Source organism: Lysobacter sp. Root667 (genome assembly GCF_001427715.1).
In the GTDB taxonomy this organism is placed as follows: Bacteria; Pseudomonadota; Gammaproteobacteria; order Xanthomonadales; family Xanthomonadaceae; genus Lysobacter.
On record NZ_LMHF01000013.1, the window covers coordinates 66,526 to 90,393 of the forward strand.

22 protein-coding genes are annotated in these 23,868 nt (G+C 68.9%); 16 read left to right on the forward strand and 6 right to left on the reverse strand.

The window, feature by feature from the left end; all coding sequences use genetic code 11:
- Nucleotides 1–73 precede the first annotated feature (73 nt).
- From ASD78_RS13015 to ASD78_RS13035, 5 genes are read left to right on the forward strand one after another with little or no spacing between them, the layout of a single operon-like run.
- Entirely contained in the window at nt 74–730 is a 657-nt protein-coding gene (locus ASD78_RS13015) for an SRPBCC domain-containing protein (protein ID WP_200944196.1), read from the forward strand.
- On the forward strand, nt 727–1,434 hold the full coding sequence (locus ASD78_RS13020; protein ID WP_055906149.1) for a helix-turn-helix domain-containing protein: 708 nt from the start codon (nt 727–729) through the stop codon (nt 1,432–1,434). The genes ASD78_RS13015 and ASD78_RS13020 overlap by 4 nt, the downstream gene beginning before the upstream one ends.
- 39 nt (nt 1,435–1,473) lie before the next feature.
- Nucleotides 1,474–2,586: a hypothetical protein gene (locus tag ASD78_RS13025; RefSeq protein ID WP_056102063.1), complete on the forward strand. Its 1,113-nt coding sequence runs from the start codon at nt 1,474–1,476 to the stop codon at nt 2,584–2,586.
- A 35-nt stretch (nt 2,587–2,621) separates the two neighbouring features.
- Nucleotides 2,622–3,206, forward strand: a complete 585-nt coding sequence (gene thpR, locus ASD78_RS13030) for an RNA 2',3'-cyclic phosphodiesterase (RefSeq protein ID WP_056102066.1) — start codon at nt 2,622–2,624, stop codon at nt 3,204–3,206.
- A gap of 39 nt (nt 3,207–3,245) precedes the next feature.
- Entirely contained in the window at nt 3,246–3,854 is a 609-nt protein-coding gene (locus ASD78_RS13035; protein ID WP_056102069.1) for a YdeI/OmpD-associated family protein, read from the forward strand.
- A gap of 215 nt (nt 3,855–4,069) precedes the next feature.
- Here the strand turns inward: ASD78_RS13035 and ASD78_RS13040 are convergent, their stop codons facing one another.
- Nucleotides 4,070–4,990 carry an endonuclease/exonuclease/phosphatase family protein gene (locus ASD78_RS13040; protein ID WP_056102072.1) on the reverse strand — a complete coding sequence of 307 codons (921 nt, stop codon included), beginning with the start codon at nt 4,988–4,990 and terminating at the stop codon, nt 4,070–4,072.
- Complete coding sequence (locus ASD78_RS13045) at nt 4,987–6,750, reverse strand: M14 family metallopeptidase (RefSeq protein ID WP_056102075.1); 1,764 nt, start codon at nt 6,748–6,750, stop codon at nt 4,987–4,989. The genes ASD78_RS13040 and ASD78_RS13045 overlap by 4 nt, the downstream gene beginning before the upstream one ends.
- A gap of 170 nt (nt 6,751–6,920) precedes the next feature.
- Between ASD78_RS13045 and ASD78_RS13050 the strand changes: the two genes are divergently transcribed.
- The 3 genes from ASD78_RS13050 to ASD78_RS13060 all read left to right on the forward strand — a co-directional run bounded on the left by ASD78_RS13050 (nt 6,921) and on the right by ASD78_RS13060 (nt 9,986).
- Nucleotides 6,921–7,550 carry a glutathione S-transferase gene (locus tag ASD78_RS13050; RefSeq protein ID WP_056102080.1) on the forward strand — a complete coding sequence of 210 codons (630 nt, stop codon included), beginning with the start codon at nt 6,921–6,923 and terminating at the stop codon, nt 7,548–7,550.
- Between the two features lie 181 nt (nt 7,551–7,731).
- On the forward strand, nt 7,732–9,360 hold the full coding sequence (locus ASD78_RS13055; protein WP_056102083.1) for an oligopeptide:H+ symporter: 1,629 nt from the start codon (nt 7,732–7,734) through the stop codon (nt 9,358–9,360).
- A 23-nt stretch (nt 9,361–9,383) separates the two neighbouring features.
- Nucleotides 9,384–9,986: a rhomboid family intramembrane serine protease gene (locus tag ASD78_RS13060; protein WP_056102086.1), complete on the forward strand. Its 603-nt coding sequence runs from the start codon at nt 9,384–9,386 to the stop codon at nt 9,984–9,986.
- A 25-nt stretch (nt 9,987–10,011) separates the two neighbouring features.
- Here the strand turns inward: ASD78_RS13060 and ASD78_RS13065 are convergent, their stop codons facing one another.
- Nucleotides 10,012–10,215, reverse strand: coding sequence for a hypothetical protein (locus ASD78_RS13065; RefSeq protein WP_056102090.1), 204 nt, complete (start codon nt 10,213–10,215; stop codon nt 10,012–10,014).
- Nucleotides 10,216–10,469: 254 nt separating this feature from the next.
- On the opposite strand from ASD78_RS13065, the gene ASD78_RS20765 reads away from it, so the two are divergent.
- The 5 genes from ASD78_RS20765 (at nt 10,470) to cfa (ending at nt 14,968) form a co-directional block, all read left to right on the forward strand.
- Complete coding sequence (locus ASD78_RS20765) at nt 10,470–11,534, forward strand: hypothetical protein (RefSeq protein WP_056102093.1); 1,065 nt, start codon at nt 10,470–10,472, stop codon at nt 11,532–11,534.
- 57 nt (nt 11,535–11,591) lie between these two features.
- Nucleotides 11,592–11,864, forward strand: a complete 273-nt coding sequence (locus ASD78_RS13075; protein ID WP_055906185.1) for a GNAT family N-acetyltransferase — start codon at nt 11,592–11,594, stop codon at nt 11,862–11,864.
- A 78-nt stretch (nt 11,865–11,942) separates the two neighbouring features.
- The gene (locus ASD78_RS13080) at nt 11,943–12,656 is read left to right on the forward strand and encodes a pseudouridine synthase (RefSeq protein WP_055906188.1); all 714 of its coding nucleotides are present in this window, start codon (nt 11,943–11,945) and stop codon (nt 12,654–12,656) included.
- Between the two features lie 96 nt (nt 12,657–12,752).
- Entirely contained in the window at nt 12,753–13,616 is an 864-nt protein-coding gene (locus tag ASD78_RS13085; RefSeq protein WP_056102096.1) for a DUF3298 and DUF4163 domain-containing protein, read from the forward strand.
- A 182-nt stretch (nt 13,617–13,798) separates the two neighbouring features.
- Complete coding sequence (cfa, locus tag ASD78_RS13090; protein WP_056102098.1) at nt 13,799–14,968, forward strand: cyclopropane fatty acyl phospholipid synthase; 1,170 nt, start codon at nt 13,799–13,801, stop codon at nt 14,966–14,968.
- A 176-nt stretch (nt 14,969–15,144) separates the two neighbouring features.
- On the opposite strand, the gene ASD78_RS13095 is transcribed toward cfa, so the two are convergent.
- A complete protein-coding gene (locus tag ASD78_RS13095; RefSeq protein WP_055906198.1) occupies nt 15,145–16,593 on the reverse strand; it encodes an amino acid permease in 1,449 nt (482 codons plus the stop codon).
- Between the two features lie 156 nt (nt 16,594–16,749).
- Between ASD78_RS13095 and ASD78_RS13100 the strand changes: the two genes are divergently transcribed.
- The 3 genes from ASD78_RS13100 (at nt 16,750) to ASD78_RS13110 (ending at nt 19,724) form a co-directional block, all read left to right on the forward strand.
- A complete protein-coding gene (locus tag ASD78_RS13100) occupies nt 16,750–17,811 on the forward strand; it encodes a hypothetical protein (RefSeq protein WP_200944198.1) in 1,062 nt (353 codons plus the stop codon).
- Nucleotides 17,812–17,892: 81 nt separating this feature from the next.
- Nucleotides 17,893–18,198 (forward strand): hypothetical protein, encoded by a 306-nt coding sequence (locus ASD78_RS13105; protein ID WP_056102101.1) that lies wholly within the window; start codon nt 17,893–17,895, stop codon nt 18,196–18,198.
- A 224-nt stretch (nt 18,199–18,422) separates the two neighbouring features.
- Nucleotides 18,423–19,724 (forward strand): glycerophosphodiester phosphodiesterase family protein, encoded by a 1,302-nt coding sequence (locus ASD78_RS13110; protein ID WP_082575618.1) that lies wholly within the window; start codon nt 18,423–18,425, stop codon nt 19,722–19,724.
- Nucleotides 19,725–19,910: 186 nt separating this feature from the next.
- On the opposite strand, the gene ASD78_RS13115 is transcribed toward ASD78_RS13110, so the two are convergent.
- The gene (locus ASD78_RS13115) at nt 19,911–20,771 is read right to left on the reverse strand and encodes an NAD-dependent protein deacetylase (protein WP_082575619.1); all 861 of its coding nucleotides are present in this window, start codon (nt 20,769–20,771) and stop codon (nt 19,911–19,913) included.
- Nucleotides 20,772–21,474: 703 nt separating this feature from the next.
- Nucleotides 21,475–23,679 (reverse strand): M3 family metallopeptidase, encoded by a 2,205-nt coding sequence (locus ASD78_RS13120; RefSeq protein ID WP_056102104.1) that lies wholly within the window; start codon nt 23,677–23,679, stop codon nt 21,475–21,477.
- Nucleotides 23,680–23,868 lie beyond the last annotated feature (189 nt).

The following is a 23,868-nucleotide window of genomic DNA, read 5'->3' on the forward strand; positions in this document are numbered from 1 at the left end:
TTGCGCGCCGGCACGGCGCCGGTTCCTAATCGCCGCATCGGCCCGGCGCGGGCTCGGCGAGAGGATGGCGGCTATGGATCGGATCGCAATAGCATGCGCGGCGGCGCTGCTGCTGGGGACCAGCGCTGCGGCCTCGGCCGCGGTCAAGGATGTCGCCGCGAATGGTTTCAGCATCGAGAACGAGCAGGTCGTGCCGGTCGATCAGGCGACGGCCTGGAAGGCGCTGGTCGGCGACGTCGATCGCTGGTGGCCGAAGGACCACACCTGGTGGGGCGCGCAATCCAGGCTCTCGATCGAGCCGCGTGCCGGCGGCTGCTTCTGCGAAGCCAATCTCGACGGCCAGCGGCAGGCGCTGCACATGACTGTGGCCTTCGTCGATCCCGGCAAGACCCTGCGCCTGCTCGGCGGGCTGGGCCCGCTGCAGGGCATGGGACTGAGCGGCGCGATGGAATTCCGCCTGGCGCCGGCCGACGGCGGCGGCACCCGCATCACCCTGAGCTATCGCGCCGGCGGCTACACGCCGGACGATCTGAGCAAATTCGCGCCGGTGGTCGACAAGGTCCAGGGGCTGCAACTGCTCGGTCTGGCCGATTACCTGCGCAAGCCGGGTAACCGCTGGGGCGCAGCCGGTGCTGGTGCCGGTGCTTCCGGCGGCGAGCGCGCCGGTTCGCAGCGCAGCGGTTCCCAAACCGAAAACACGCAACGCACACCCTCGGAGCCGAGCGAGTGAATCCTGCCGGCGCGGCCTACCGCACCCGCCACGAGCGCGGAGCGACCCTGGCGACGCATCGCCATAGCGCGCCTTACGCCGCCCTGGTGCTGGACGGCGACTACACCGAATCCAGCATCGACGGCCCGCTGCCGTGCCGACCCGGCACCTTGGTCCTGCATCCGGCGTATCACGCCCACGGCGACCGCTTCGGCGGACTCGGCGCGAGCGCGATCAATATCGAACTCGCGCCAGGAAGCTTCGAATTCGCCGCCAGCGCCTGGCAGGTGCACGACCTGCGCGAGGCGGCCGAGGTGTTCGAACGTTGCCCGCAGCGCCTGTCGGAACTGCTGGCCTGCGCCCGGCCGCAAGCCGCCGTCGAACTGCCCGACTGGCAGGGCGAGCTGCTGCGCACCATGGCCGAGTCCGAACACGACATCGCCGTGCTCGCGCGCGGGCTCGGCGTCTCGGCCGAGCACGCCAGCCGCGCTTTGAGCCGCAGCTATGGCATGTCGCCGCGCGCCTTGCGCCGCGAGGCGCGCTGGCGTCGCGCCCTGCAGTTGCTCGGCGGCGCGCTGCCACTGGCCGAGGTGGCCGCGGCGGCGGGTTTCGCCGATCAGAGCCATCTGCACCGGATCGTCGTCGCCCATGCCGGCTGCACGCCGGCGCGGCTGCGGCTGCAGATCAAGTACGTACAAGACCGGCACGCCGCCATCGCGGCCTAATGGCTCCAACGCGCCCCCCGCGCCTTTGGAGTCTTCGCGATGAAACTTTCCCTGTTGTCCGCCGCCACCGCTTTGCCCCTGCTGATGGCCTGGGCGCTGGGCGGTTCCGCCGAGACCCCGGCGCCGACGCCGGAGCCCAGCGGCCCGCTCGCCGCCAAGGCGGTCAGCGAAGCGATCGGCGCCTCGCTGCGCGCCGACGTGCCGACCGCATTGACGGCCTTGAAGGCGGCGCCGGCCGAACAGTTCAACGCCAAGGACACGGCGTTCCGCAGCTGCATGCTCGATCGTCACGAGCGCAATTCGCCGCCGCCGCCGGCCGGCGAGGTCAGCGATCCGCTGGCCCGGCGCGTGCTCGATATCTATCAGCGCTACTGGTGGCATGCGGTCCGCGACCCGGCCCAGCGGCCCGCCGAGGACGCCAAACTCAAGGCCGATCTGGCCGCCGCGATCGGCGAGCAGCCGCCGGCCGACGGCGACGAGGCCTTCGACGCCTTGAGCGAACGGATCAACGTCAAATTGCGCGCCAGCGGGCTGCATCCTTTGCAGGGCCGCACGCCGCCGCTGTACGACCTGTTCCTGTGGGGCGAGCAGGAGGAGCGCGACTACACCGTCGCCTTGCCCGGCGGCGAACAACAACCGGTCAAGGTGTTCGTGATGGACGGCTGGCTCAGCCGCGGCTGGGCCCACTACAGCGCCTGCGGTTCCACCGGCGCGGCCGGTTGGGCCAAGCCCGAAGGCCTGTACGCGGTGCGCTCGGCCTACGGCGACCTGAAGGGCGAGGACTTCCAGGTCAGTTTTCTCGGCCACGAATCCCAGCACTACGCCGACATGAAGCGCTGGCCCGACATGCCGGCGTGGGCGCTGGAATACCGCGCCAAGCTGGTCGAGCTGGCCAAGGCCGACAACACCCGGATCAAGTTGATCGACCGCTTCTACCGCAGCCAGGACGATGAGCCCGATCACCCGCATCCGTACGCGAACAAGCGCGTGATCGCCGACGTGCAGGCCAAGCTCGGTCTGCCGGCCAGCGGCGATCTGCGCCAGTCCGACCCCGAGTCGCTGCGCCGCGCCGCGCGCGATGTGCTGATCGAGGACACGCGCAAGCGCGAGGCGGAAACGCCGGTGGTCGCCGCTGCCGCGCCGAAGAGCTGAGTCGGTCGCAGGCCGCGGGCGCTAAACTGCCGGACATGCAACAGAACCTGTTCGGCGCAGCGCCCGCGGCGTCTGCCGATATCCACCGTTTGTTCTTCGCCCTGCTGCCCGATGCGGCCACGCGCGAACGCATGGCCGAGCTCGCCTCGGCCCTGCGTCAGCGTCACGACGCCGGCGGCCGTCTGATCGGCGCGCATCGCTATCACCTGACCTTGCAGTTCCTCGGCGATGCCGACCGTTTCCAGGAGGAGCGCGCGCAAGCCGCGCAGGCGGCCGCGGCCGATGTCGCCGCGAACGCGTTCGACCTGTGCCTGGACCGCGCCGGCAGTTTCCGCAATCGCTTGATTCCGTGGTGGCTGGGCTGCGAGCGCACGCCGGCCGGATTGCAGGCGCTGTGGGAGCGGCTCGGCGTGGCCCTGGCCAAACGCGGCGTGCGGGTGGAGGGCGGGCATGGCCTGACGCCGCACGTGACCATCGTGCGCGACGCCGCCGGCCCGCTGCATCCGCCGGTCGCGGTCGAGCCGATCCGCTGGCGGGTCGCGGATTTCGCCCTGATCCACAGCCAGCTCGGCAGCCGCAACGCTTACACTGTGCTGGGGCAGTGGCCGTTGGCGGAGTGAGCGGGGCAGAATAAGGCCGTCTTCGCCACGGAGGCCGTCATGGGCCAGCCCGATCCGCGCATCGACGCCTACATCGCCCGATCGGCGGAGTTCGCCCGGCCGCTGCTCACCCATCTGCGCGGCGTGATCCGCAGCGCCTGCCCCGAGGTCGAGGAGACCGTGAAGTGGGGCATGCCCAGCTTCGTCTACCACGGCCGGATCCTGTGCGGCATGGCCGCGTTCAAGCAGCACGCCAGCTTCGGTTTCTGGCAGGGCGCCCATATTGTCGGTCCGGACGGCAGCAAGGGCGACGAGGCCATGGGCCAGTTCGGACGCCTGACCGGCGTGAAGGATCTGCCGGGCAAGCGTGTGCTGTCCGGCTATGTGAAGCAGGCCATGGCCCTGATCGACGCCGGCGTGAAGCGGTCTTCGAGCAAGAGCGCGACGCCCAAGCCGCCGGTGGAGGTGCCGCCGGACCTGGCCGCGGCGCTGAAGAAGAACGCCAAGGCGCGCAAGGCCTTCGATGCGTTCGCGCCCAGCCATCGCCGCGAGTACGTGGAATGGATCACCGAGGCCAAGCGCGAGGCGACCCGGCTCAAGCGCGTCGAGCAGACGGTGGAATGGCTGGCCGAAGGCAAGCAGCGCAACTGGAAATACATGGAGCGCTGATCGGGAGGAGGGCGTCGTGCGCGCGACGACGCCATCGAAACCGCTTGCCGCTTCGGGGTAGGAGCGACGTGAGTCGCGACCGGCATCCCTCGCTGCACTGCGCCATTCGTCGTAGTTGCGATGGCGCGGTCGCGGCTTACGCCGCTCCTACAGAAAGCGAGGAGGCCATCGCCCCGCGGCGCAACCGCGGCTGTCAGCGTCCTACGAGCGCTCGCTCAGCGCCCCGGCGGCGGCAGCATCCGCAGCAGGGCATGCACCCCGTAGTGGTCGGAAGCCCAGACGCCGTCGGCGTCGGGCGCGCTGAACAGGATCTGCGCCGATTCGGCCGCGAACGCCGCCGGTTCGTACCATATATGGTCGATGCGCAGCGGCGCGTACTGGTTGAGGTTGAGGGTGCTGTGCTCGCGCGCGTCGTCGGCGATGCCCGGGTGCAGGCGGCCGTAGGCGTTATCGAAGCGCTGGCGGAATTGGGCGAACTCGGGCGCGTGCTCGGGCGCGTTGAAGTCGCCGGCGACGAGGCTGGGCGCGCCGTCGGCGCTGGCGTCGATGTAGGCCAGCAGGTCGTCGATCTGGCGTTTGCGGATCGCGCCGCCTTCGGGTTTGTAGTGCAGGTGGGTGGCGTAGAGATTGACCGTGCGTCCGTCCACGGCGATGCGGGCATGGGCGACGGTGCGGTAGTCGTCGGCGGGCTGCAGCGGCTTCCAGTCCAGCGCCAGCAGCGGGCGCCGGCTCAGGATCGCGTTGCCGTAGCGGCGCGGCGCGTCGGCGGTGTCGACCGAGACGAAGTAGGCGCGGTACCCCAGGGCGTCGGCCAGGGTTTGCGCCTGGTTGGGCAGGTTCTCGTGCTGCAGCACTTCCTGCAGCGCGATCACGTCGGGCTGCAGTCGGCGCAGTTCGGCGACGATCTGGCGCTGCCGCGCCGGCCAATCGCCCTTGTCGTGCCAGAGGTTGAGGGTGACGACGGAGAGCATGCTTGCCGAGCCTATGCGGTCTGCCGGGTCGCGACCGGAGGAATGCGCCTTGCGTCCGGCGGCATGGACCGGCGCGGCCGCGACCGCCGCCAGCACGGCGACGGTCGTCAGCAGCCGCGCGACGAGGTGGCGCAGCGCGGGCCGGCTGGCCGCCCGCTGGCTCAACGCGGCACCGTGCCGATGCGCAGCACCGGGTACAGGCGGTAGCTGTCGTCCCAGGACGAGTGGCGGCGGTAGAAGAACTCCAGCCGCGCCTGCGGGTCCTTGGCGAAGGCCGGGTCGGACTTCAGCTTCTGCTCGAACGCGGCCTTGAGCTTGGGATCGGCGGCGAGCATCTCGCGGGCGACGTCCTCGGCCACGTAGTCCTCCATGTACTCCTTGCGCTCGAAGGCGTTGTTGAACTCGCCCCAGGCGGCGAGCGCGTCCGGCGCCTGCGGTTCCAGCAGCGCCATCGCCAGGCGCGCTTTGGGCTGGGCGATCGGCACGAACAAGGCGCCGGCGGCGACGTTGCGGACTTCCGGCTTCCAATCGCCGCTGGCGGTCAGGCGCTGGTGGCCTTCGACCGATTGCGCGGCGAAGTCGGCCTGGTCGGCGCGGAAGGTTTCGACCCGGGCCTTGGGCAGGGCGCCGTCGAGGCGACGGTAGGCGATGCCGTGCACGTCGAGCTTGGCCGCGACCCAGGCCGCGTGCGCGGCCGGCACCAGGTAGCCGCCGCGCGGCGCCTTGAGGGTCAGGCTGGGCTGGACGTCGTCCTTCATCGGCAGGTTCCAGACCTGCGGGGTGTTCTCGTCGTAGCGCGTCATCAGCGCGCCGGAAATCTCCGACGGCGTGCGCGTGTAGGCGTAGCCGCGGAAGGCGACGGTGCGGGTCCTGGCGCCGGCCTTGTAGTCCAGCGCCACCGGCTGGCCGGCGAGTTTGGCCGCGCGCTGGTCGGCGGCGGCGGCTTCGCGCTGCCAGGCCGCGCCGTTGGCGGCGACGCCTTCGAGCACGGCGACGATGGTGTTGCGGGTGATCCGCACCCGGGTCGGGTAGTCCTTCCAGGAGTGGGTTTCGACCAGCATGCCCAGGCGGTTGCGCAGTTGGAAATAGCCGTGCGAAAAGCGCGGCGGCGCGACCGCGTCCTCGAAACCGGAGGAGGGGTCGTCGTTGCGCACGAACGAGGGGTAGTACGGCAGCGGCAGCGAGCCCTGCTTGGCCAGCTGCCCGATCACGCCGTCGCGCAGCGCGATGCCGGCCTTGCGCAAAGGCAGGTCGCCGGATTTCACCGGTTCGACCTGGATCGAAACATCGTGTTCGAACTTGGCGCCGTCGGTGACGTGCAGGTCGACGTAGACCAGCGGGTCCCATTCGCCGACCAGCTTGAGCATGGACTGCATCTCGGCGCTGTCGGCCTTGAGGTAGTCGCGGTTGAGGTTGTAGTTCTGGGCGGTGGTGCGCCAGCCCATTTCCTCCGGACCGCGCTGGTTGGGTCGGTTCCAGCGCGCGTAGCGCTCGTGGCCGTCGACGTTGAACACCGGCACGAACAGCAGCACCTGCTTGGCCAGCGCGCCCGGCGCCGCCTCGCCGTCGAGGGCCTGACGCAGGGCCAGGAAGCCGGCGTCCTTGCCGTCGATCTCGCCGGAGTGGATGCCGCCCTGGATCAGGGTCACCGGCAGGTTCTTGGCCTTGGCCGCCTGCGCAGTGAAGGCGCCGGCCGGCGACACGATCAGCACCTTCATCGGCCGGCCTTCGGGCGAGTTGCCGAAGTCGCTGCAGCGCACCGCGTCCGGGTAGCGCTGGGCATAGGCCTCGCACAGGGCGATCACCTCGTCGTAGCGGCCGGTCTTGATGAAGCCGCTGCGTTCGGCAACGGTACTGAGCGAGGTATCGGCCGCGGCGGGCAGGGCGGTGGCGAGCAGCGCGGCGAGCAGTAGCGTGCGGGTCATGCGGGGTCTCCCAGGTCAGCCCGAATGGTAACGGAGCCTTGCTGCCGCAGCTGTGCATCGCTTGCACACTACTGACAGCCGGCGTCAGCACATGCGGGGTCGCGTTCCACGCGCGTGCGTACGGATGCGCGGCTGGCATAGACTGCTCCGCCGCCTGCAGGATCGACCGCATGTACGCGCTCTATTATTCGCCCGGCGCCGCCAGTCTGGTCGTGCATTGGCTGCTGATCGAACTGAACCAGCCGCACGAACTGCGCCTGACCGACATCGACAGCGGCGCGCACCGGCGTCCCGACTATCTGGCGCTGAATCCTGCCGGCCGCATTCCGACCCTGATCGTCGACGGCGAGGCGCTCCACGAAACCGCCGGCCTGTTGCTGCTGCTCGGCGACCGCCATCCCGAGGCCGGCTTCGCGCCGCTGCCGTCCGACCCGCGCCGCGGCAGCTACTACCAGTGGATGCTGTACCTGGCCAATGCCGTGCAGTCGCCGCTGCGGCTGTGGTGGTACCCGGGCGACATCGCCGGCGCCGAGCCCGATGCGGTGCGCGCCTCGATCGCCGAGCGCGTCGAGGCGGCCTGGCAGCGCATCGACGCCCACTTGGCCGAGCACGGCCCCTACCTGCTGGGCGAGGCGCCCGGCATCGCCGATTTCTACCTGACCATGCTGATGCGCTGGAGCCGCAACACCCCGCGCCCCGCGCACGACTGGCCGCACCTGGGGGAGCTGGCCCGGCGCATGAAGGCGCGGCCTTCGTTCCGGACCCTGTACGAGCGCGAAGGCCTGAGCGAATGGGCCTGAGCGCGGCCTGAAAAGCCGGCCTGACCTGCTGGTCAGACAAGCCGGCCCGAGCCGGGCTGTGCCGCATCGGGCCGGATGCGGCGCCGTCCGCCGCCGCCCGCCGAAGGGCGGCCCCGGCCCCGGCGGTGCGGCTGCGACGATCGGTTAGGCTTAGCGGACCGCAACCGCAGGACCGTCGTAGATGAGCCAAGCCGCCACCGCCATTGCCGATTCGCAGGGGCGGATGCCCCGCCAGATCGCTTTCATCATCGGCAACGAGGCGGCCGAGCGCTTCAGCTTCTACGGCATGCGCAACATCCTGACCTCGTTCCTGGTCGGGACCTTGCTGCTGGCGTCCACCTCCGACCTGGCCGAGCGCGAGCACCTGGCCAAGGAGGTGTTCCACAGCTTCATGATCGGCACCTACTTCTTCCCGCTGCTGGGCGGCTGGCTGGCCGACCGCTACTTCGGCAAGTACAACACCGTCATCTGGTTCTCGCTGATCTACTGCGCCGGCCACGCCTGCCTGGCGATGTTCGAGCACAGCCAGACCGGGTTCTACACCGGCCTGTTCCTGATCGCCTTCGGCGCGGGCGGGATAAAACCGCTGGTGGTGTCGTTCTGCGGCGACCAGTTCGACCAGAGCAACAAGCACAAGGCCAAGCTGGTGTTCGACGCGTTCTATTGGACGATCAACTTCGGCTCGCTGTTCGCGTCCCTGCTGATGCCGATCTTCCTGCGCGAGTACGGCCCCAGCATCGCCTTCGGCATTCCCGGCGCGCTGATGTTCCTGGCCACCTTGATCTTCTGGCTGGGCCGGAACCGCTACGTGCGGGTACCGCCTACCCGCGAGGCGCCCGATCCGGATTCGTTCTTCAACGTCGCCCGCACCGCGCTGAGCGGCAAGGTCGCCGGGCAGGGCAACCCCGGCGCGATCGTGGCCGGCCTGGGCGTGGCGCTGGCCATCGGCGCGCTGTCGCTGAGCTTCGTGCCGGCGATGGGCTTCGTCAAAAGCGCCTGCCTGGCGCTGGGCCTGCTGATCGGTTTCGGCGGCTACGGCATTTCGCTGCAGCTCGACCGCGCGCGCGGCAAGCATGCGGACGCAGCCGTCGACGGCGTGCGCGCGGTGCTGCGTATCGTGATCGTGTTCGCCCTGGTGACCCCGTTCTGGTCGCTGTTCGACCAGAAGGCGTCGACCTGGGTGCTGCAGGGCCAGAAGATGGTGGTGCCGACCGACCTATGGTGGTGGCCCAGCTGGCTGATCTCCGCCGAAGGCGGCGCGCGCGCCGCGGCCTCGCAGATGCAGGCGATCAATCCGCTGCTGGTGATGCTGCTGATCCCGTTCAACAACCTGCTGCTGTATCCGGCGCTGCGCCGGGTCGGCCTCAATCCCACGCCGCTGCGGCGCATGGGCTTCGGCATCGCGATCTCGGGCCTGTCCTGGATCGTCGCGGCGGTGCTGCAGTTGTATATGGACGCAGGCCACCCCATGTCGTTGGCCTGGCAGGTCGTTCCCTATGTCCTGCTGACCTTCGGCGAGATCCTGGTCTCGGCGACCGCGTTGGAATTCGCCTATAGCCAGGCACCGCATGCGATGAAGGGCGTGATCATGGCCTTGTGGTACCTGACCAGCACCTTCGGCAACCTGTGGGTGATGCTGACCAACGCCGCGGTGCGCAACCCGGCCGTGACCTCGCACATCGCCGGCACCGGGCTCAGCGAAAACGCGTTCCTGATGTTCTTCTTCGCCGGCTTCGCCTTCGTCGCCGCGGCCGCGTTCGCTCTATACGCGCGCCGCTACCCGATGCAGGACCACTACCGAGCCGCCTGAGCGCAAGCGCGAGATTCCGCCCGATGCTGACCTTCGTCCTGATCGCCGTGACCGTGCTGGTGTCGTGGCTGGCGTTCGATAAACCCAAACTGATGCAGCGGCTGATCCTGTGGCCGCCGGCGGTGGAGCGGCAGCGCCAGTACGAGCGCCTGCTGACCCACGGCTTCATCCACGCCGACTGGCCGCACCTGCTGTTCAACATGCTGACCCTGTACCTCTTCGGCAGCCAGATCGAACCGGTGCTGGACACGCTGATAGGGCCGCTGGGCTTCGTGTTCTTCTATGTGACCGCGATCATCGTCGCGATCCTGCCGACCTACCTGCGCCATCGCAACGACGCCAACTACAGCAGCCTGGGCGCCTCGGGCGGGGTCTCGGCGGTGCTGTTCGCCTTTATCCTGCTGGCGCCCTGGACGCTGATCTACATACCGATCCCGATGCCGGCGATCGTGTACGCGGTCGGTTACATGGGCTATTCGTTCTGGATGGATCGGCGCGGCGGCGACAACGTCAACCACAGCGCCCATCTATCGGGCGCGATCTACGGCGTGCTGTTCATGCTGCTGGTGGATTCGCGGATCGGCCCGTTCTTCCTGCAGCAGCTAACAAACCCCCAATTCCGCTGATCGCGCCCGTCCCTCGTAGACGGGTTCAGGCGGCCCAGCGGTTTTCGATGCGGGGCAGGGTTTCCAGTTCCGGAATGGTCTCGCCATAGGCTTCGGCGAGGCGGCCGTAGATGGCGGCGTCGAGCTGCATCAGTTCCTGGGCATCGCCTTCGCCGGCGCGGACCAGGTCGTACAGGCGGGTGACCAGGACGTCATCGCTGACGGCGTTCATGGGCAGGTTCATCGACATGGCCCTTTCCTCTCGTTCGCTTTCCCTCTGGTAACGGGAACGACGCAGAAACTGTGCCAGCGTTTGGGGCCTCCATCACCCCGAATATGTGACGCACGGCGTCAACGCTGGCCGTCCAGGGCCCGCCGGGGCTGACGCGATGGGGCGTGTCGGCCGGGTCCTCGCTCACCCGGCTTGAATGCCCCGCGTGCTACCACCTGGGTAGCGGTGGCACCGCGCCGCCGTCCGTTCGGAGACACGACAGGAGGCAAGGCATGGCGACCAAGAAAGCCGCCAAGACCGTCAAGAAGGCCGCGGCCGGCAAGGCCGCCGCCAAGAAAACGGTCCGCAAGACCGCCGCAAAGGCGCCGGCGCGCAAGACTGCGAAACCGGCGACGAGCAAGGCCGTGAAGAAGGCCGCCCGGCCGGCGGCCAAGAAGACCGTGAAGAAAGCGGCCAAGAAGGTCGTGAAGAAGACGGCGAGCAAGCGCACCGCGGTCGCCAAGCCGGCCGCCAAGACGGCGAAGAAGGCCGTCAAGCGCACCGCCAAGCAGGCCGCCGTCAAGAAACCCGTGGCCAAGAAAGCGGCGTCGAAGCAGCCCATGGCCAAGCAGGCGGCCGTGAAGAAGGCGGCTGTGAAGAAGGTGGCCGTCAAGAAACCCGTAGCCGAGAAGCCCGTCGCCAGGCAGCCCGTCGCCAAGCAGGCGCTACCGAAGCCCGAGCTCAAGAAGACCGCGCCGCAGACACCCGTGCCCAGGGCCGCCGCCAAGCCGTCGCCGAAGCAGGCGCCGTCCCGGACGCCGGTCGCAGCGCAGCCCAGCGCCGCGCCCGCGGCGAAGCCGGCCCCGCGTCGCAGCCCGGCCGGCCCGGCCGTGACCCCGAGCGCCACCGCGCCCGCCGCGACCTCGGCCGTCGCCGTCCCGACCGTCGCCGCGCGCGCGCCGGCCGCCAAGGCTCCGGTCGAGAAGCCGGCCACCGCCTCGGCACCGGTGCCGACCCGGCCGCGTTCGGAGCCGCTCGCGCCCGCGGCGTCGGCATCGGGCGAGGAAGCCGCGAACGCCGAGGCCAGCGAGGCCGAGCGCGGCAGTCCGATCACCCCCGAGCAGGCCCTGGCCAACACCCGCCAGCTGCTCGAGGCCAAGCAGGAGCACGACCGCCAACCGCCGCCCTGGCAGCAGCTGGACTCGCAGCACGGCCAAGTCCCGAAGCAGGGCGCGCAATCGCCGGGCGCCGAGGCCAAGGCCGAGGAACTGCACGCCGCCGAGAGCCGGATGCAGGCGATCCAGGGCAGTATCGGCACCCAGGATCGACGTAACCAGGGCAAGCGCGATAATCGCTGAGCCGACGTATACGGAGCCCGCCAGGCGCGGGCTCCGTCCCCCCCACCAGGAACCTATATGCCCGACATCCAGCACGACGCCGCTCAAGGCCGCTTCTCCACCACCGTCGACGGCGAGATCGCCTACCTCGACTCGCGCCTGGACGGCGACCACCTGGTGATCACCCACACCTGGGTGCCGGACGCCATCGGCGGCCGCGGCATCGCCGGACACCTGGTCCGGGCGGCGTTCGAACACGCCCGTGCCGCCGGCCTCAAGGTGCGCCCGGCCTGCTCCTACGCGGCGGCCTGGATCGAGCGCCATCCTGAATTTTCCGACCTGCTGGGCTGAGCCGACGCTGCAGCGCAGCCCAAGGTGTGACAGCATGCGCGCCCGTCCCCGACCCGCGCCCCCCGCGACCACTCCCGCATGCGCCTGAACAAACACATCAGCGACACCGGCCATTGCTCGCGACGCGAGGCCGACCGCCTCATCGCCGAGGGCCGGGTGGCCGTGAACGGCGTCCGCGCCCGCATCGGCGCGGAGGTCGGCGAGGACGACGAGGTGCTGGTCGACGGCCAGAAGCTGCGCACCCGCGCCGCGATCAAGGGCCAGCGCCAGCACGTCTACATCGCGCTCAACAAGCCGACCGGCGTGACCTGCACCACCGAGTCCTCGGTCAAGGGCAACATCGTCGACTTCGTCGGCCACGAGCGCCGGATCTTCCCGATCGGGCGCCTGGACAAGGAGTCCGAGGGCCTGATCCTGCTGACCAGCAACGGCGACATCGTCAACGAGATCCTGCGCGCCGAGAACAAGCTGGAGAAGGAATACCTGGTCGCGGTGAACCACGAGGTCACCCCGGAGTTCCTGCGCGGCATGAGCCGCGGGGTGCCGATCCACGGCCAGATCACGCTGCCGTGCAAGACCGGCAAGCTCAACCGCTTCGGTTTCCGGATCGTGCTGGTGCAGGGCCTGAACCGACAGATCCGGCTGATGGCCGAGTACTTCGGTTTCCGGGTCAAGCAGCTGATGCGGGTGCGCATCGGCAACGTCAAGTTGGCGTACCTCAAGCCCGGCCAGTGGCGCAACCTGACCGACGCCGAATTGCAGGGGCTGCTGCCGCACCGCACCCAGTGGTGACCGGTCGCCGCGCGTAGCGCAATTTCGTCGCGCATTTACATGTGGGCATCACGGTTTGGACGATAATGTCCGCGGAACACCAAAGGACTGCCCCCCATGAAGTATGTCGTCGCCCGGCGCGCCGTCGCCGTTACCGTGCTTTGCCTGGCCATGGTCGCGTGCAAGCGCGAGGCCGCCACCCCCACGACCGCCACGGCGCCGGGCACGACGCCCGAAGCCGCCGCCACCGCCGCGGCCGTGCCTGAGGTCGAACTCAAGGACGTGGCCGAGACCACGCCCGACTACGTGATCGGCATCAGTTACCAGACCCCGGCCGCGAAGTACCCGGGCCTGGCGACCGAGCTCAAGCGCTATGCCGACGCCGCCCGCACCGACCTGATCGAGGCCGCGCAGGCGCGCAAGAAAGGCGAGGGCAGCGCGCCCTACGACCTGTCGCTGAATTTCACCGAGGTGCTGGATTCGCCGAGCCTGGTCGCGGTCGCCGCCGAGGGCAGCAGCTACACCGGCGGCGCTCACGGCTCGCCGCTGATCGCACGCTTCGTGTGGCTGCCGCAGCAGAACAAGCTGCTCCGGGCCACCGACCTGGTGCCGGACAAGAAGGGTTGGGACGCGATCTCGCGTTACGTGCGCGAGCAGTTGCATTCGGCGCTGTCGCAGCGCGTCGATGCCGACGACCTGGCGCCGGCCGAGCGCGCCGAAGTCGTCGAGAACGCCGGCCGCATGATCGACGACGGCACCGGCGCCGACCCGGCCAACTTCGCCCTGTTCGAACCGGTGGTCGCAGTCGACGGCAAGATGACCGCACTGCGCTTCGTGTTCCCGCCCTACGAGGTCGGCCCGTACTCCGACGGCACCCAGACCGTGGAAGTGCCGGCCAGCGTGCTGCTGCCGTTCGTGGCGCCGGCCTACAAGACGCTGTTCGCCGGGGCCAGTAACGAGCAAATAGCAAATAGCAAATAGCAAATAGCAAATAGCAAATAGCAAATAGCAAATAGCAAATAGCAAATAGCAAATAGCAAATAGCAAATAGCAAATAGCCCCCCGCCAGCCATTCCCACTCTCGCCACTCACTACCATTACTAATTCCTAGCGACTATTTACTAGTACTAGCTAGCCGCTAGCCCCGCCCCCCCGAGGCCCCCATGCCCGCCACGTTGCGCAATCGCGTCGTAGCCTTGCTGGCGCTAGCCGACGTCCGCGTCGGCGGCGATCGGCCCTGGGACATCCAGGTCGACGACGAGCATTTCTTTTCGCGCGTGATCGCCCAGGGCTCCCTGGGCCTGGGCGAGTCCTACATGGACGGCTGGTGGCGCTGCGAGTCGCTGGACGGGATGCTGTTCCGCCTGCTGCGCGCGCACGTGGACGAACGCGTGCACGGCTGGAGCGCGCTGTTCGACGGCCTGCGCGCGCATCTGATCAACCTGCAGAGCCGCAAGCGCGCCTTCACCGTCGGCGAACGCCACTACGACCTGGGCAACGACCTCTACCGGGCCATGCTGGGCTCGCGCCTGGTCTACAGCTGCGGCTACTGGCGCGACCGCGACGGCGCGCCGCTGCACGATCTGGACGCCGCCCAGGAGGCCAAGCTCGACCTGGTCTGCCGCAAGCTGGGCCTGCTTCCGGGCATGCGCGTGCTCGACATCGGCTGCGGCTGGGGCGAGGGCCTGAAGTTCGCCGCCGAACGCTACGGGGTGAGCGGCGTCGGCGTGACCATCTCGCGCGAGCAGGCCGAGTACGCACGCGAGCTGTGCGCGGGGCTGCCGGTGGAGATCCTGTTGCAGGACTACCGCGATCTGGGCGAGGGCGCGCTGGGCGACAGCGGTAGCGGCGAGGCCGACCCGCGCTTCGACCGGGTGTTCTCGCTGGGCATGTTCGAGCACGTCGGCGTGCGCAATTACGCCGTCTATTTCGACGCCGCGCGGCGCTGCCTGAAACCCGACGGCCTGTTCCTGCTGCACACCATCGGCGGCAACCAGTCGGTTACCCACACCGATCCGTGGATCGGCAAGTACATCTTCCCGAATTCGATGCTGCCTTCGGCGCAACAGATCGCCGCGGCGGTCGAGCAGCGCTTCGTGATCGAGGACTGGCATAACTTCAGCGCCGACTACGACCTGACCTTGCAGGCCTGGCGCAGCAACGTCGAGCGCGCCTGGCCGGAGCTGGACGCGCGCTACGACGAGCGCTTCAAGCGCATGTGGCGCTTCTACCTGGCCGGCGCCATGGCCAGCTTCCGCAGCCGTCATGCGCAGCTGTGGCAGTTGGTGCTGTCGCCGGAAGGGGTGCCCGGCGGGTATGTGGCGCCGCGCTAGCGGCCAGCGGGCAGCGTGCCTTGCGTGCGCGGTGTGTCGTGGTGGCGCGATCGCGGCTTACGCCGCTCCCACGGTGAGAGTCGCACCGCTTTCTGTGGGAGCGGCGTAAGCCGCGATCGCGAAAACCCAGCGACGACGACGGCCCCGCAGAGCCGCCGTCTCCATCCCAGCGAAACTCAGCCGGCGCTTTGCTGTTCCTGCGCCAGCTTGCTGTGGCGGATGCCGTAGCCGAAGTACACCAGCAGTCCCAGCGACAGCCAGATCACGAAGATCAGCCAGGTGATCGCCTGCAGTTCGGACAACAGCCAGATCGAGAAGCCGATGCCGACGATCGGGATCAGCGGGACCAGCGGGGTGCGGAACGCACGGTGCAGGCCCGGCTTGCGCACCCGCAGCAGCCACACCGAGGCGCAGATCACGATGAAGGCCGACAGCACGCCGATGTTGACCAGCTTGGCGACCTCGCCGATCGGCAGCAGGCCGGCGACCAGGGCGGTGAACACGCCCAGGGCGATGGTCGGGCGGTGCGGGGTGCCGTAGCGCGGGTGGATCTTAGCGAACCAGCCCGGCAGCAGGCCGTCGCGCGCGAGCGAGAACCAGATCCGCGCCGCGCCCAGCATGAAGGCGAACAGCACGCTGGCGATGCCGATCACCGCCGAGAACGCGATGGCCTTGGCGATCCACGGCAGGCCCAGCGCGGCGAACGCGTCCGACACCGGCGCGTCGCCGCCCAGGGTCGAGTAGTGGGCGATACCGGTCAGCACCAGCGACACCGCCAGGTACAGGACCATCGACACGCCCAGCGACAGCAGCACCGCGCGCGGCAGGTCGCGCTGCGGGTTCTTGGATTCCTCGGCCGCGGTGGTCAGGGTGTCGTAGCCGAACACCGCGAAGAACACCACGGCCGCCGCGGTGCCGACACCGGCGAAGCCGAAGTGGCCGACGCCGTCGGCGCCGATCACGCGCTCGGGAATGAACGGCGTCCAGTTGGCGGTGTCGATGTAGAACACGCCCACGCCGATCACCAGCAGCACCGCCAGCACCTTGATCGCGACGATCAGGGTGTTGAAGCGTGCGCCCCACTCGGTGCGGAACACCAGCAGCGCCGAGACGGCGAGGGTGACGCCGGCGGCGATCACATTGAACACCCGGCCTTCGCCGGTGCCCATCGCGCCTTGCGCCCACACCGGCAAATGGATGCCGACGCCTTCCAGCAGGACCTGCACATAGCCCGACCAGCCGATCGCCACCACCGCCACGATCAGGGCGTACTCCAGCAACAGGTCCCAGCCGATCAGCCAGGCCGCGAGCTCGCCCAGGGTGGCGTAGCTGTAGGTGTAGGCGCTACCGGTGACCGGAATCATGCCGGCGAATTCGGCGTAGCACAGCGCCGCCGCGGCGCTGGCGATGCCGGCGATCAGGAACGACAGCGCGACTGCGGGACCGGCGTTCTCGGCTGCCTGTTGGCCGGCCAGTACGAACACGCCGACGCCGATGATGCCGCCGATGCCGATCGCGGTGAGCTGCCATAGCCCGAGCACGCGGCGGAAATCCGAACGTTTGCCGATGTCGGCCTGAAGTTGTTCCACCGACTTGTGCCGCAAGATACGCGCCAACAGGCTCATCCGCTGTCCTCCCCAGTGATCGCAGCATCATAGCCGCTGCCGCGCCGGACGGTGGCGCATGGGCGGTTGCATGCGGCCACTCCGGGCGCGTCACAACCGCGGGCGTGGTTCGTTTTTCCTGTCACCGGGCCAACAGGCCACGACAGGAGAGATTCAATGAGCATCCGCTGGAACCGCACCTTTTCCGACCTGATCCGGCGCAGCCGCCCGGCATTTTGGGGCAACTGGGCGCTCAACGCCCAGATCCAACCCGGTGCGGTCGGCATCGTCGATCCGGAGTCGGGCGACTTCCGATTGGTCCGGGAGCGGCTGCCCGATGTCGATATCCGGCACACCGCGACCTCGAGCTCCTGGCAGCTGACGTCGGAAAGAGTCTCGCGCACCGAGGCCAGCGTCGACGTCAGCGCCGAGGCCACCGATCCGGACTCCGGCATCAAGGGCGAGGCCGGCTTGGAAGTGAGTTGGTCGATGGCCAACAGCAACTCGATCGCCTCGGAGTTCTCGCTGCGTCAGGAGTCCTTCCTGAACGACATGACGGTGGTCGAGCGCAGCGTCGACTGGCTGGCCGAGCAGGCCGCGTCGGTCGGCTTCGGCGGGCGCGGCGAGATCGCCCAGGGCTTCGGCGTGGTCACCAACGTGATTTTCGCCAACAGCGGCCTCAACGTCGGCTCGCAGTCCGACGATGCCTCGTTCTCGATCGCCGGCCGCGCCAGCGCGGTCCAGGAAATGCTCGGCGGCGCCAGCGGCAAAGGCTCGTTCAGTTCGATCCGCAAGGCGCGCGACGTCGACCGCCACCTGTGGCCGGACCAGGCCAACACGCGGCCGGTCGAACCGGTGCCGATCGCCTATTCGTTCGCTTCCTTCGACGGACGCCTGCTGATGCCGAACTGGATCGGCAAGCTCGGCGGCTTCCAGATCTTCTTCAACAACCGTCCCGGCAGCACCTACATCACCCGCATCCTGCTGACCTACAACACGCCCAACGGCCAGCGCCGCGAACAGTTCGAGATCAGCGGCGGCCTGTCGCGCACGATCGGCAACATCCCGCTCGACGCCACCGACATCGATCTCCACGTGACCTTCGTCGGCCTGGTCAATTCCGATCACTACCGCCGTCATTGGGCGCGGCCGCTGGGGCAGTGGCTGAGCGGCCAGCGCCACATCGAGATGTCGGGCGTATGGCCGGGCCAGACCCACTTCTCGGTGCTCGAAGAGTGATCGCATCCGCGACCGCCGTGGCGGTCGCGGCCTCCACCGCTTAGTCCATCGCAAGGGCGCCGTGCGCCCGGAGCCAGCACCATGACCTACGAATACGTTAAAGATGTCACCGACAAGAAGATCTCCAAGCTCGACAATCCGGTCGCCGCCGAGGCGACGCTGCAGACCATCGACACCCTGTGCACCGAAACCGAGCCGGTGGACGGCGACCAGGTCAACCAATGGCTGCTGATCCTGAAGCAGAACGGGATCGTCGCCCAGAAATGGGCGACCAGCGCCAACGGCATCGAGATCTATCCCAGCGGCAAGCGCAGCGAGGACCGGCTCGGCATCACCGTCTGCGACGGCACGGTGACCGCGATCAACGCCTGGAAGAGCGCGCACTGAAGGCAGGCGCGGCCCGGCGCGATGCCGGGCCGCCAAGAGGCAGGGCCGGCCGCGGCCGCGTGCGTTGTCGCCGTGCGCGGCCGCGGCTGGCGCGGAATGCGAGCGCGGTCGCAGTCCGGCGATCGCGGCGGACGACGGTCAAGTCCGCGCAATCTTCGCCGGCGAGCATGGCGATGCCGGCACGCAGGGGAGCCGGCCTTCCCCCATGCCCGAGGTTGCCCGCCATGACCCCGCATTGCACTAAGCTGGCCCGGCTGTTCGGCGCGTTGCTGCTGTCCGCCGTCAGCGCCGCCGCCTGCGCCGAGATGCCCGCCGTGACCGACCGTACGCCCGACCGGCACGCCCCCGACCGCCATGGCCTGATCGTGATCGGCCACCGCGGCGCCAGCGGCTACCGTCCCGAACACACTCTGGAGTCCTACCGCCTGGCGATCCGCATGGGCGCCGACTTCATCGAGCCCGACCTGGTCGCGACCCGCGACGGCGTGCTGGTCGCGCGCCACGAGAACGAGATTTCCGGCACCACCGACGTCGCCGCGCATCCCGAGTTCGCCGACCGCCGCACCACCAAGACCCTCGACGGCGCCGCGGTCACCGGCTGGTTCACCGAAGACTTCACCCTGGCCGAACTCAAGACCTTGCGCGCCAAGGAGCGCATTCCGGCGATCCGTCCGGCCAACGCGCGCTTCGACGGCATGTACCAGATACCGACCTTCGCCGAGGTCGTGCGCCTGGCCCAGCGCGAGAGTCGCGGCGGCCGCCGCATCGGCATTTATCCGGAAACCAAGCATCCGACCTATTTCGCCCGCGAAGGCCGGCGCCTGGACGGCACGCCGATCGCGATCTCGCTGGGCGCCAAGCTGATCGAAACCCTGGTCGCCGAAGGCTTCACCGACCCGCGCCGGGTCTACATCCAGAGCTTCGAATTCGAGAACCTGATCGAGCTCAAGACCCGGATCATGCCGCGTGCCGGCGTCGATCTGCCGCTGGTGCAGTTGTACGACGACTTCCAGAGCCGCAGGCCCTACGACCTGGCCTATAACCTCGCCCATGGCGCCGATCTGGGCGCGATCTACGGCGGCCTGGCCCAGCAGGCCGAGGGCGGCCTGGGCGCGAACACACGCTACGGCGACCTGGCCAGCGAGCCGGTGCTGCGCTGGATGAAGGCGAACTACGCCAGCGGCGTCGGTCCGTCCAAGAGCAGCCTGCTGCCGCGCCTGGCTTTGGATCCCAAGCTCGACGCCGACGGCGACGGCAAGGCCGAACTGGGCACACGCAACACCGGCGTCGTCCATCCGATGCTGGCCTGGGCGCTGAAGGCGGGGTTGGTGGTGCATCCGTATACGGTGCGCGCCGAAGAACCGTTCCTGAGCTTGAGCCCGAACGGCATCCCGCAGACCGCGCTGGCCGAGGCCGTGCAGCTCTACGGCCTGGGCGTGCAGGGCTTCTTCACCGACCAGCCCGACATCGGCGTCGCCGCGCGCGAGATCTTCCTCGACCTGCACCGCCCGCTGCGCGAGCGTTGAGGCTGCGCCCTGTCTTTGCCTAGGAGCAGGGCGGTGCGAGCCGCCCGAATCGAAACCTGCCTTGGGGTAGGAGCGGGTTCGAGCTCTCTGTGGGAGCGGCGTAAGCCGCGATCGCGCCAGATCCAGTGCGACGCATCGGCGACTTCTGTGGGAGCGGCGCAGGAGGCGGCGCGCAGGAATCGGAAGTCACGCCGCCAGCGCGGCGTCCAACGTCGCCGCGCAATCGGCCTCGATCTTCAGCGTGGCGATGTCGTCCGCGCGGGTCACGCCGCGGTTGAGCAGGGCCAGCGGCAGGCCGGCCTCGCGCGCGGCGCGGGCGAAGCGGTAGCCGGAATACACCATCAGCGACGAACCCACGACCAGCATCGCATCGGCTTCGCGCAGGGCCTCGTGCGCGGCTGCGACCCGGGCGCGTGGCACGTTCTCGCCGAAGAACACCACGTCGGGCTTGAGCAGGCCGCCGCAGACCTCGCAGCGCGGCGGTGCGAAATCCTCGAAGCGCACGCCTTCCAGATCGGCGTCGCCGTCCGGAGCGCTCCGCGCGCTCAGATGGCGCCAGTCGGGATTGTTCGCCGCCAGTTCCTCCTGCACTGCCGCGCGCGCACGGCGCGCGCCGCAGTCCAGGCAGACCGCTTCGTCGAGGCGGCCATGCAGGTCGATCACCTCGGTGCTGCCGGCGCGCTGATGCAGGCCGTCGACGTTCTGGGTCAGCAGGCGTTTCAGCCCGCCGCGCCCTTGCCAGCGCGCGAGCGCGGCGTGGCCGGGGTTCGGAAGCGCGCCTGCGAACGAGGGCCAGCCGACGAAGCTGCGCGCCCAGTAGCGCGCCCGCATCGCGGCGTCGCCGACGAAGGCCTGGTAGGTGACCGGCGGCTTGCGTTGCCACTGGCCGTCCTCGCCGCGGTAATGCGGGATGCCCGAGCCGGTGCTGATGCCGGCGCCGGTCAGCACGAACACGCGCCGATGCGCGCCCAGCCAATCGCGCAGCGTTTGCGCGGCGGCGAATGCATCGGCGTCGAAAGGCTGGATGTCGGAGGGCTGGCCGGTCATGCCGTCATTCTAGAGCGGCGCAGGCGATGGTTTGCGCAAGTCCCGCTCCCGCCCCAAAGCACGACGCGGTTGCGGGCTTTCTGTAGGAGCGGCGTGAGCCACGATGCGTGGCTGCGGTGGCTGGCGCAGGCCGCGGAGTGGCGCGATCGCGGCTTACGCAGCTCCCACAGAGCGTTGGAGCCGGCCATCCCACCGAGCGTTGGAGCGGCGCCATCGCACCGAGCGTTGGAGCGGCGCCATCGCACCGGTGCGGTGCGACAGTGGTGGCTTTGCGGTCGCGGCTTACGCCGCTCCTACCCCAAAGCACGACGCGGTTGCGGGCTTTCTGTAGGAGCGGCGTGAGCCGCGATGCAGGGCTGCGGCCGCTGGCGCAAGCCGCGGAGTGGCCATCGCGGCTTACGCCGCTCCCACAGAGCGTTGGAGCGGCGCCATCGCGCCGGTGCGGTGCGACAGTGGTGGCTTTGCGGTCGCGGCTTACGCCGCTCCTACCCCAAAGCACGACGCGGTTGCGGGCTTGCTGTGGGAGCGGCGTGAGCCGCGATGCGTGGCTGCGGCGGCTGGCGCAGGCCGCGGAGTGGCGCGATCGCGGCTTACGCCGCTCCCACAGGCGGCGGCGTCGGCCGGTCGCGTATGAAGCGCCAACGAGCGCGCAAAAAAAAGCCGCCCGGATCGCTCCGGGCGGCAATTCGGTGCGAAAGCGGGTTTACTGTTTGGCGGCGCCGGTCTTGACCTCGCCGCCGGCCGGTGCGGTCAGGCCGCGACGCTCCAGCAGCGGCTGGATCTGCGGCTCATGACCGGAGAAGTCGCGGAACAGCTGCAGCGCGTCCTTGCTGCCGCCCTGCGACAGCAGGGTGGCGCGGAAGCGGTCGCCGTTCTCGCGGGTCAGGCCGCCGTGCTCCTTGATCCACTTGACCGTGTTCGCGTCCAGCACTTCCGACCAGATGTAGGCGTAGTAGCCGGCCGCGTAGCCGCCCATGATGTGGCTGAAGTACGGGGTCTTGTAGCGCGGCGGGACCGGCGCGTAGCTGACGCCGTCCTTCTGCAGCGCCGCGGCTTCGAAGGACATCACGTCCTTGGCCGCCGGGACCTGGTCGGGGCTGCCGATCTGGTGCCAGTTCTGGTCCAGCATCGCCGCACCGAGGTACTCGGTGGTGGTGAAGCCCTGGTTGAACTTGGATGCAGCCAGGACCTTGTCCAGCAGTTCCTTCGGCATCGGCTCGCCGGTCTGGTAGTGCTTGGCGTAGTTGGCCAGGATCGACGGCCAGTCGGCCCACATTTCGTTGACCTGCGACGGGAACTCGACGAAGTCGCGCGGCACGTTGGTGCCGGAGAAGTACGGATACTTCACGTTCGAGAACATGCCGTGCAGGGCATGGCCGAACTCATGGAACATCGTGGTGACCTCGTCCCAGGTCATCAGGGTCGGCTTGCCGGCCGGCGGCTTGGGAATGTTGAGGTGGTTGGCCACGACCGGCAGGGTGCCGTACAGCTCGGACTGGTCGACGTAGGAGTTCATCCAGGCGCCGCCGCGCTTGCTGTCGCGGGCGTACATGTCGGCGATGAAGATCGCCAGCTGCTTGCCGTTGGCGTCGAACACGTCGTACACCGCGGTGTCGGGGTGGTACAGCGGCAGGTCGGTGCGGCGCTTGAACTTCAGGCCGTAGAGCTGGCCGGCGGCGTAGAACACGCCGTTTTCGAGCACGTTGTTCATCTCGAAGTACGGCTTGAGCTGCGCTTCGTCGAACGCGTACTTCTCCTGGCGCACCTTCTCGGCGTAGTAGGCCCAGTCCCAGGGCTCGAGCTTGAACGAAGGCTGGCCCTTGGCGGCCTGTTCCTTGTCGATCATGGCCTGCAGGTCGGCGGCTTCGCGCTTGGCGTTGGCGACCGCGGCCGGAGCGAGCTGGCCGAGCATGGCGTTGACCGCCTGCGGGGTCTTGGCGGTCTCGTCCTCGAGCACGAACGCGGCGTAGTTCGGATAGCCCATCATCTTGGCCCGCTCGGCGCGCAGCTTGGTGACCTTGGCGACGATGGCGGTGTTGTCGAACTCGTTGCCACGGCTGCCGCGCGCGACCGAGGCGCGGTACAGCTTCTCGCGCAGGGCGCGGTTGTCGAGGTCGGTCTCGGGCGGCTGGCCGGTGGTGTTGAGCAGGGTCAGCACGTACTTGCCGTCGAGCTTGCGCGTCTTGGCCGCTTCGGCGGCCGCGGCGATGCGCTCGTCGGACAGGCCGGCCAGCTCTTCCTTGGTGTCGACGGTGATCGCCGAGGCGTTGACCTCGCCCAGCACGTTCTGGCTGAACTTGGTCGCCAGGCCGGCGAGTTCGGCGTTCATCGCCTTGAGCTTGGCCTTGTCGGCCTCGGACAGGTTGGCGCCGCCGCGCACGAAGTCGGTGTAGTAGCGCTCGATCAGGCGCACGCCCTGGGCGTCGAGGCCGAGCGAGTCGCGGGTTTCGTACAGCTTCTTGACCCGCGCGAACAGCTTCGGGTTCAGCGCGATCGCGTCGCGGTGCGCCGACAGCTTGGGCGCGTATTCGGCCTGCAGTTTTTCGCGGGTCGGGTTGGTGTCGGTGCCGACCAGGTTGAAGAACACCGAGGTCGAGCGGCCGAGGATGCGGCCGGACTGCTCCATCGCGACGATGGTGTTGTCGAAGGTGGGCGCGTCCGGATTGTTGGCGATCGCCTCGACTTCCTTGAGCTGGTCGGCCATGCCGCGATCGAAGGCCGGGGCGAAGTCGCTGTCCTTGATCTTGTCGAACTGCGGGTACTGCAGCGGCAGCGGGCTCTCGGCGTAGAACGGATTGGCGGTTTGCGCGCTCACGGCGGTGTCTGCTTTCTTGGCGGGGGACGCGGCATACGTGGGGGCGGTTACGCTCAATGCCACGGCCAGCGCCAGGGCGAGGGGGTGCTTCATCGGACGGACCTCGTCAAAAGGAACCCCGAAGCCTACCGGATGGGGTCCGGGGCGGCGTATGACTAAAGGCATGGTTGCCGCGGACCGGCCGCTGCGGCAAGGCCGCCAGGCCCGAACCGGGGACTTGCGGCACATGCGCCGCGGCGACCCTGGCTTACACTGCCGGCACGCACAGGCCGGGGCAGGGCG